The organism is Rheinheimera baltica DSM 14885 (genome assembly GCF_000425345.1).
Classification (GTDB): domain Bacteria; phylum Pseudomonadota; class Gammaproteobacteria; order Enterobacterales; family Alteromonadaceae; genus Alishewanella; species Alishewanella baltica.
This window is the reverse complement of record NZ_AUDG01000088.1, coordinates 1-8,393: the sequence shown is the minus strand read 5'-3', so window position 1 is coordinate 8,393 and position 8,393 is coordinate 1. Positions and strand designations below refer to the sequence as shown.

Genomic DNA, 8,393 nt, shown 5'->3' with positions numbered 1-8,393 from the left:
CTGAACATCGACAACAATCGCGCCGAACGTGCTATTAAGCCATTCGTCATCGGCCGTAAAGCCTGGCTGTTTGCAAACACCACATCAGGTGCCAACGCCAGTGCGACACTCTACAGCTTGGTCGAAACTGCCAAAATCAACGGATTAGAACCTTATGATTACCTGACCAGGTTGTTTAAAGAGCTGCCCACCGCAGATACACCAGACAAGCTGACAAAGCTGTTGCCATTCTGATCTACACGGCAATCACGCCGACGGTGTGGTTGCTGCAACGCTTACGGTATTCCATACATAGTGTTATTGGCTCAAATTCATAACTGTTGGCAGCATAAAAAACATAGTTCGTTACCTCAACTAGAGGATGCTAAGTTTTTGTTCTGCCTTTGAAAGTTCATGCTCGCGCTACGGCTCGACAAATAACTCAACCTGCAGCATTACCCCTTTGCCGGATGCATAATCTATTACGTCTTGCATTAATTGCTGCCAACGAGCCAACGCATCATTATCTGTGTTTGAGTTCTTCCCTGTACAAAATTGCCAAACAGTTGGCTGGTTAAGGGTATCAACAACGTCCAGCAACAGATCAAAGGCGGCGTCTAAATTTTCACCAAAATAATCAGGAAACAAAAAATGCACTTGCAAGCTGGCTAAGATGGTTTGCTGGTTAAGGCTGCCGTCTTTCGAAAGACAAATAGCATGAGTCGGGGCTTCAGCGTAGTGAATCAAAACAGCGCTGTGATCAGCTTGTTCCATTATTGAGCACCAGAAATAGTGCGAAACGAGCGATAATGATCTTCGGTGTAGTAATAAACATCCGGCGGATTACCTCCGGTTACCACGCGTCGCGGCCCGCGATGCGACAGGCCCGGCGTATCAACAGTGTATTCCCGATAGTAACCACTCGCTTTTAATGGCAATAAACGCTCTCTGTTATGGAAAGTAATACCATCGCGATCATATGGGAAGGGGCCGTTATTACGGATCCGCAGAAGCGTTTTTTGCAGCTCACGCTGCTGGGCAGACAAATGTTGCTGCGGATGCTGGATATCAACCTGTTGATAATCAGCCTTAATACTTTCGCTTAAATTGCTTCCCTGAAAATGGTAAATGCCAGCCAACACCAGCAACAACGCGAGAAACTTTTTCATCAAAAATCCTTTTCGAGGTTTATAAACATAATCATCGCTGACAATAGCGCAAATGTTTATCTGACTCTAATAACTTTTGGGATAGACGCATACCGATATTGGCGAAGCCAGCCGGCATTTGTTTGAACAGTTACTTCAGTAACAAACGTTTTGAACCTATCTATTAACAGCCAGATACTACTTTGCGGATTTGCCTAAGAGGCTGGTTTAATTTTGTTATGAGTTTAAAATGCTCACAATATATATGTCACTGACCCTATAGATTCGATCGTATAGATTCCTAAAGTTCTTTTAAATGGCAATAAACAAGATACGCCCCCATTTCCCGCTCTTTCACCAAGGTTATTTTGATGCATAAAGACGAAAATGAGCTGGCAACATGGCAATTAACTGCTGGGCTCACGCTATTTGCAATTCTTACAGTCTTCGGATTTGGTTATTTTGGCTATTACCTGTCGCTACTGCTTAAAGGATTGTTCAGCCATGTTGAAGCGGTAACGTTAAATAAAGGTGCTTTTTACTGCTTAGGCGCGGCAGTAATTGGCTGTATGCTGCTGTATTTTGATTGCATTGAACTGGCACTGGCAGATTGTGCAGAATCTCCAGACCGACAGAAATGCCGGTTATTGCCGCAATTCAGTACAAATACAGTAACTATTGGATCTAACCCATAAGGTTCAGAAGTCGTCAATTAGCAAATCAAGGCCTGCTTTGATTTGCTGGCGGTAACTTTGTAAATCCACTGCCGTGGCTTTTAAACGCTTTGCCGATACAGAAGCAATATCCAGCAAGTCGATATAACTGGCTTGTTCTTCAATAGTGACGGGTATTTGGAATTGGGCTAATAAGGCAGCGGTTGTTTTCGGCTTAATCAGCGCTACCAGCAAGACATCAATATTGTGAAACAGGGTATTAGTCAGCACCACAACCCGTTGTTGCTCTATGCGGGCAACGCTAAACTGTTGCAGCACTATATTTGCCCGAGCCGCTCAGCAAAGGTGCCGTGCTCAGCAACTTGCTGATTATAAGCTGCTATCGCATCGGCATTCTGAGCTTGCCATAAGTCAGCTTTAGCCTGGCTAACTGCTTTGCGCAAAGCTTGCTCTAACACCACAGACGGGCTGATGTTGAGTGACTTAGCTTCGGCTAACAACGCTGCATCTACTGAGGTATTACAAGCTGCTTTTGTAGTTTGGTTCATATTCAAGCACCGCTGTAAGGTAATAAGCAGTAGTATAGCGCAAATTTTATGCGCAAATAACCTGCGCAAATTTTACTAAGCCCCAAACTGCTACTTATGCCGTTTGCGCAGCACTTTTTTACAGGTCTTTGCCATAGTTAACCGGGCGCTAAACTGGCGTAGCGGGTTTATAAACTGGTGCTTGCTGTACCGTCCACTGCGGCTGTTTTTCAGCATCAAAAGCTATCACGGAGGGCAAAAGGCAAGACCCGACTCCATTTCGTGACGACCCCATTTCGTGATCTGGTGGCTGGTACGCGAGAAGCGCTGTATTCAGGAATAAACCGCGCGATGCTAGCACACCATACAGGCATTATAGCATGCGATAAAACACGTCATTTGCAGCATAAAAAAAGGCAAACCCAGTTGGGTCTGCCTTTTTTACACTTAACTATTTATTAGATAGTTACAATATTCTCGGCTTGTGGCCCTTTTTGGCCATTCGTAATAACGAAGCGCACCTGTTGGCCTTCTGTAAGGGTTCGAAAACCTTCGCTGGCAATGGCACTGAAGTGGGCAAAAACATCCGGGCCAGATTGTTGTTCAATAAAGCCAAAGCCTTTCGCTTCGTTGAACCACTTAACGATTCCGGTAGTTGTATTAGACATAATAATATCCTGAAATTTATATAGTAATGCCTTCAAGAGGCTTGAATTGCTTAAAAATATTGACTTGAACTTAAAAACTGCAGGACGGAGGATTACGAATAAAACAACGAAATGTAGGATGTAAATAATAGACTTCTTTCTAGCTGGAGGTGACTCTATAGTGTTAACTGATACCTGTCTAGTGTTATTTTATTTATGTTAAATACCGCACATAGACATCACTAACAAAACCGCAGCCGCCCGTATTAAAAGTGCATCTGTATCAAACTCAGCGCTTAGCCATTGCCGTGTCGATACGCAGCATCATCTCTTCCATTTTAGGATGAGCTTTAGACATGGCAAGATACACCGGTAACGTCAGTAGTTCATCAAATACCAGGAAAGGGTATTTTAACTCCTGTCTGCTCAAGTAGTAGCTAAGAAAATAAGCGTAGCGCTCATGTGCGATTAGCCGCAATGCATCATCCAGCGAGTCGACTTTATACTGTTTAGCAAAAAACTCCGTAGGCAAAGCAAAGGTGTCGGGCAAATAAGCAAATTCGGTAGCGCGCAGGCTTACATAGTCGTGCTGTTGCAAAGATGAAAGATCGGCCAACTTCTCTGTGGTACTTAGGCGCAGCACGCCCAACTTAATTAAGTACACCGGCAGTTTGCTCAATACAAACTCCGATTGTAACGCCGCTGATGGTGCAACTATAGTGGTAAAATCAATATCGCCTTGCAGGGCCGCTAAGCCGCGCTGTATAGAGTAAAGTTCAAATATTGCTGTAAAACCGGCGTCGTTTAAAACGCTAGTCACGGCCTTAATACCAATGCCATCAGCGTGCCCATCAGCGTTAGTTTGCTCGTAAGGGGGCAGCTGAGAATAGAAAAACCTCGCAGGCTCTGCGTGTAGCGTCTGAGTCAAAACCAATAACAAAAGGTATTTCAAAAATATCACGTTAACATACTTCATCCGCGTTTCTTCTCATTACCCAGATGCTGGCAAGACAACAACTAATTGTTACAGCATAGAATAAAAAAAACAAAAACACCGATTTTTAAAAGCTCACAAGGAAGCTGGTCGCGTATACGCGGTAAAAATAAGTGCCGCTATCTTGCAGCACATGCACAGACATTATTACTCACAATCGTGCGGTGGAATATCGCGGTTAATGATTTCTTTTTCGCCTGTTTCGCTAATACCTTTTAGCAAGATCATCAGTAACGCCCCCAAGAACAGGTTTTGCTTCACCCTTTAACCTCTGCCTTTACTTGAGCTAAATGCATTTTGGTCAACACCTTACGGCTACTTAGCGCCATATTTAACCTCGAGCTAAACTGCCGCAGTTGTTCATCACTAAAGCACGGCTGATTAAAGCGGTTAATGTAGTCCCCTACCAGATCGGTATACATCACGTTTGCCGGTATTTGAAATTTAAACTCGGCGCGTTGGCTAAAAGCCACCACAGAATGCACGGCTTCAGTGTCTTTGCCGTTTAGCCCCAGTAAATGCTTAACTGCTTCGGTATGTTTGTAATTCTGGCGCAGTGGGTTCATAAACTGATTCTTGCTACGAAAACGCTGCACTGTCCACTGTGGTTGCTTTTCTCCACCAAAAATCCAACCACGGTAGTTTTTCACTTCAATAACAAAAATGCCATAGGCACTAACTACAAGATGATCGACCTCGGTTAAATCACCTTTTGCGGTAGGTATGACCAAATTACGATAGTGCTGATAGCTGGTCGGTAGCTCACGCAGTAATATGCGATGCAATTGCCTCTCGGCCAGCGCGCCTTTAATGCGTGCGCCGTAGCGGGCAGCAACAAATGCAAGTAAAACTATAACCATGGCAAGCATCAACAGCAAAGCCAAGATGCTGCCAAAAAATACCAGCACAGGTGCGAATAGTGCAGTTAGTACATCGGCAGGTTTTGGCGCTGCAGCAGGCGCTGGTTTAACCGGCGGCGGTGTTGCGGCTTTAGCGGCAGCAGTGTTGTTAACCGGCTTGGTGGTTACCGTATTTTTAACGCCGCCAACCGTGATGGGTTTGGCGGGAATATTGGTCAGCACCAGATCTTTTACCGGTGCTGGTATCGGGTTTTGGCAGTGGTTATCAACTTCGCGCTTAGCGCTGTGGTAGTTATGGCTATTCGGCTGAGCTGAAAACTGCACCATCTGGTGCTGCAACAGCAAACACGCCCCTTCAGTGTACTGCTTTTCGCCAAAGGCCAGCGGGGAGATCAGCAGCAATAGCGGTAAAGTAAAACGCATCCAGCGCATAAGGCGTCCCTGATTTATGGAATAGTGATGCTAGCAAGATAAGAATTAATCGGCAAGAACCATATGCCTAAGTACTTACTCATGCTCAACTTTGAAAGCCTGCCCCCTAGGGCTTTTAAAGCTCTTACGATATCAATGTCACTGACCCGATCGATTTTCTGAGGAACTAATCTCTTGACCAGTGCTCGATTTCAAGTAAATCTAATGACCAACCACATGTCTGAATTAACATATACTTGTAAAAATATAGAAATTGAAATGGATTATTCATGAATCGAACTACCGCCACAGCAAACGCAAAAGAGAAATTCCTAAAAAAGTCTCAAAGTATTAATGAAAATATTTTTACAACTGAAATATTGAAGCCTCTTTTTTCATGCATTTTGAAATGTCGCGTTGACTTTAATGGAGGGCAAAATGAAAAAGGGAAAGATCTCATCGCTTTCAAAGTAGATGAGTTTGGCTGCAAAGACCCAATTGGCATCCAAGTAAAAAAAATTAAATTTAGCGCTAACTCACAAGGTAAAAACATTGCTCAACTCCTAGTTCAGATAGAACAAATTAAACATGAAAAAATTATAGATATAGACACTAATGATGAATTATCAATATCAAAAATATATATTGTAACCCCCTATGAAATTTCAGAGAGAGTTGCAGAAAGTTCTAATGGAGCAATAAAAGAGCTGACCAAAAAAGGTGTAAAGATATTAGATGGAGAGAAAATATACAGTTTATTAAAGGAGCACAACCCTCATTTACTTAGCAATTTCATAGGAGAATCTACAGAGGTTTGGGGTAAAATATTTGAAGCAGTAAATCGGCACAACCAAGCCATTTGGAACTCGCTAAACTACAAAAACAAAAAAGAAATAAGCAACATATACTGCAACATTGGCTTTAACATATCACACAAAAACATCCTGAAATTTATTAAAAGCAAGCTAATTCCAAAAAGGGAAATTAAAAAATTTCTTTCGCTCGAATCAAAGCAAAAGGAAATAGACTTTATAAACCTCTACGCAGAGAAAATTACAGGTCACACATACTACAATATAGAAAAAACAAATGGATTGAAGTCAGCCCAAAAAGAACAAAAAATTGACTTGAAAAGCAATAAAGAGGAACTATTCCTTTTAGAGTCAGAGTTAGAAATTTTACTAAATTCTGAGAGTGGAAGAGAATTTAAAGACAAATCAAATGACTCTATAACAAACTTTTTATCCCAGCTAGACCAAAATTCCAATGAAGACGATAAAAGCAAAAAACTCTACAAAACAGCCGGGAACAAAATAATAAAGCTGAGAATAAGCATCAATAGTATAAAGTCCAGAGTTGGAAAAATCGAGCAAATGATTTCTGACAATGAGGTCGAGGTTGAAGTAGATAGCAGTCATTTAATAGAAGCGCTAAATCTCGTGAAAAATAAAATAGTTAATTCATTAACTATTTCAATGCCAGAGAGGCTAGAGTTAATTAAAAAATGCAGCGGTATAATAAACTTCATTGATTCCATTACGAAACACGATGTAGATTTAAGACCATATAATATAGACAACCCTACAGAAAAATCAGAAGACGAACTCAGCAATAAGACACTCGAAATTTTGAGTACAAAAATTAATAGCGAAATAATTGATGTATTTGACACCGGCGTCGACATCTTAGTATCGGGGGAAGCAGGCTCAGGAAAAACTACAAACCTTCAAGCGTACACCTTGAACCTCCACAAAAGAGATACAAAGAAATTCATATTCTACTCAACATTAAACGAAATATTCAAAAACATTAGCAACCCTTCAGAAATATCAATAAGCCTTGCGATATACAATTCGATATTCGAAAATGAAACTCTCTTGTCTTTTAGTGATTTCAAAAGCAACCTAAAAGAAAAAAATTCAGTCATTGTTCTGGACAGTATCGATGAATGCATCAGCAAGTATCCAGATGTAATACAGTACTTAAAAAAATTCAAAGAAGACTACCCTTTAGCTCAGGTGATAACTTCGGCGAGGCATACTGTTGATGATACTCTGAGTTTGGGATTTGCCTGCATATCATTACTACCCTTTACAAAGGCTCAGAAGAAACAATTTTTCTCTAAGTGGTTCAATGATGAGACGAGAGTCCAGACAATTCTCGACCACCTACAGAATAACCCTGACCTAGACAAAATCGTGACCAATCCTCTTTCATCAACCATACTTGCTGTTCTGCATGAGAATAATGTAGCTCTCCCCACCACAGAATCAGCACTCTATCAGCGTAGATTCGACTTGCTATCTGGCAAACTGGATCAGTACAAACAAGTTTCCAGAACTATCAATTCTCCTGAGGATATTTTAAAAGCCTCTTACATTTTAGCGTTTAACATTCACTCTCTAAAGAAAAGAAATTTTACAAAGCAATTAGCTTTTAATATATTAAAGGGAGAAAGCATATCACTGCCAAATTACGAATCAATATTTTCCGAAATGATATCTCCATGTGAGATTCTTCACGTCAATGAAGATGAATCTTATGACTTTGGCCATCTGAAGTTTCAAGAGTATTTAGCAGCCAAAGAAATCGAAGTTAATCATTCGATAAATTTAGGGAAACTACTAAAATCAAAGGCTTGGTGGACAGAATTTCTTTCTCTATATGCACAACAAAGCCGTGATGTTTCGTGGATTATCGATTACATTTGCAGAGGAGGGATTGCAGTTAAAAACAAAGATGTATCTTTGAGAATATTGGAATCATATAACGGCAAAAATAAAGCAGAACTGATCTCTAGACTAGAAACATCGATATCGCAAGAAACCATCGATAAGTATGGAGTCTGTAAAAAAAACTGTGTAAGTGGCATTCTATCTAACTCCTTAGAAGGGATAAAGAATGCCAATTACAGACCAATTACTGGATCAGCTGTTAGCTGACTGCAAATCTCCTGAAGATCTGATGGGCGAGCAAGGCCTATTGCGCCAGTTGACCAAAAAGCTTGCTGAACGAGCCCTTGAAGCTGAGATGGAACACCATCTTGGTTACGCCAAACATGACCCGGCCGGTAAAAAAACCGGTAATTCCCGCAACGGTAAAACCAGTAAAACTGTGCGCTCTGTGCATGGTGAAATAGAGCTGGAAGTCCCG

11 protein-coding genes are annotated in these 8,393 nt (G+C 41.4%); 4 read left to right on the top strand and 7 right to left on the bottom strand.

Going from position 1 to position 8,393, the window contains the following annotated elements; all coding sequences use genetic code 11:
- Positions 1-234: transposase domain-containing protein (locus tag H595_RS0118805; RefSeq protein ID WP_027672550.1), on the top strand; the 234-nt coding region annotated here is incomplete at its 5' end.
- A gap of 168 nt (positions 235-402) precedes the next feature.
- Here the strand turns inward: H595_RS0118805 and H595_RS0118800 are convergent.
- Positions 403-753: a barstar family protein gene (locus tag H595_RS0118800; RefSeq protein ID WP_027672549.1), complete on the bottom strand. Its 351-nt coding sequence runs from the start codon at positions 751-753 to the stop codon at positions 403-405.
- Positions 753-1,148: a guanyl-specific ribonuclease gene (locus H595_RS23975; protein WP_084153650.1), complete on the bottom strand. Its 396-nt coding sequence runs from the start codon at positions 1,146-1,148 to the stop codon at positions 753-755. The genes H595_RS0118800 and H595_RS23975 overlap by 1 nt, the downstream gene beginning before the upstream one ends.
- A gap of 350 nt (positions 1,149-1,498) precedes the next feature.
- On the opposite strand from H595_RS23975, the gene H595_RS0118790 reads away from it, so the two are divergent.
- Complete coding sequence (locus tag H595_RS0118790) at positions 1,499-1,822, top strand: hypothetical protein (RefSeq protein WP_027672548.1); 324 nt, start codon at positions 1,499-1,501, stop codon at positions 1,820-1,822.
- A gap of 3 nt (positions 1,823-1,825) precedes the next feature.
- Here H595_RS0118790 and H595_RS0118785 read toward each other — a convergent pair whose 3' ends face one another.
- The 5 genes from H595_RS0118785 to H595_RS23610 form a co-directional block, all read right to left on the bottom strand.
- Positions 1,826-2,119 carry a CcdB family protein gene (locus H595_RS0118785; RefSeq protein WP_027672547.1) on the bottom strand — a complete coding sequence of 98 codons (294 nt, stop codon included), beginning with the start codon at positions 2,117-2,119 and terminating at the stop codon, positions 1,826-1,828.
- On the bottom strand, positions 2,119-2,349 hold the full coding sequence (locus H595_RS0118780; RefSeq protein WP_027672546.1) for a type II toxin-antitoxin system CcdA family antitoxin: 231 nt from the start codon (positions 2,347-2,349) through the stop codon (positions 2,119-2,121). The genes H595_RS0118785 and H595_RS0118780 overlap by 1 nt, the downstream gene beginning before the upstream one ends.
- Positions 2,350-2,786: 437 nt before the next feature.
- Positions 2,787-2,996, bottom strand: coding sequence for a cold-shock protein (locus H595_RS0118765; protein WP_027672545.1), 210 nt, complete (start codon positions 2,994-2,996; stop codon positions 2,787-2,789).
- Between the two features lie 268 nt (positions 2,997-3,264).
- Positions 3,265-3,795 carry a hypothetical protein gene (locus tag H595_RS0118760; RefSeq protein WP_156886026.1) on the bottom strand — a complete coding sequence of 177 codons (531 nt, stop codon included), beginning with the start codon at positions 3,793-3,795 and terminating at the stop codon, positions 3,265-3,267.
- Positions 3,796-4,226: 431 nt separating this feature from the next.
- Positions 4,227-5,261 carry a nuclease-related domain-containing protein gene (locus tag H595_RS23610; RefSeq protein WP_051219990.1) on the bottom strand — a complete coding sequence of 345 codons (1,035 nt, stop codon included), beginning with the start codon at positions 5,259-5,261 and terminating at the stop codon, positions 4,227-4,229.
- A gap of 269 nt (positions 5,262-5,530) precedes the next feature.
- Between H595_RS23610 and H595_RS0118745 the strand changes: the two genes are divergently transcribed.
- Both H595_RS0118745 and H595_RS0118740 read left to right on the top strand, forming a co-directional pair.
- Positions 5,531-8,182, top strand: a complete 2,652-nt coding sequence (locus H595_RS0118745; protein ID WP_027672543.1) for an NACHT domain-containing protein — start codon at positions 5,531-5,533, stop codon at positions 8,180-8,182.
- The coding region (locus H595_RS0118740) for a transposase (RefSeq protein WP_027672542.1) at positions 8,142-8,393 on the top strand (252 nt) is incomplete at its 3' end. The genes H595_RS0118745 and H595_RS0118740, both read left to right, overlap by 41 nt.

What these genes read in the sequence shown, in the direction of transcription:
- H595_RS0118800 (WP_027672549.1), bottom strand. Translation starts at nt 753, where the DNA reads ATGGAACAAGCTGATCACAGCGCTGTTTTGATTCACTACGCTGAAGCC.
- H595_RS23975 (WP_084153650.1), bottom strand. Translation starts at nt 1,148, where the DNA reads ATGAAAAAGTTTCTCGCGTTGTTGCTGGTGTTGGCTGGCATTTACCAT.
- H595_RS0118745 (WP_027672543.1), top strand. Translation starts at nt 5,531, where the DNA reads ATGAATCGAACTACCGCCACAGCAAACGCAAAAGAGAAATTCCTAAAA.
- H595_RS23610 (WP_051219990.1), bottom strand. Translation starts at nt 5,261, where the DNA reads ATGCGCTGGATGCGTTTTACTTTACCGCTATTGCTGCTGATCTCCCCG.
- H595_RS0118790 (WP_027672548.1), top strand. Translation starts at nt 1,499, where the DNA reads ATGCATAAAGACGAAAATGAGCTGGCAACATGGCAATTAACTGCTGGG.
- H595_RS0118780 (WP_027672546.1), bottom strand. Translation starts at nt 2,349, where the DNA reads ATGAACCAAACTACAAAAGCAGCTTGTAATACCTCAGTAGATGCAGCG.
- H595_RS0118765 (WP_027672545.1), bottom strand. Translation starts at nt 2,996, where the DNA reads ATGTCTAATACAACTACCGGAATCGTTAAGTGGTTCAACGAAGCGAAA.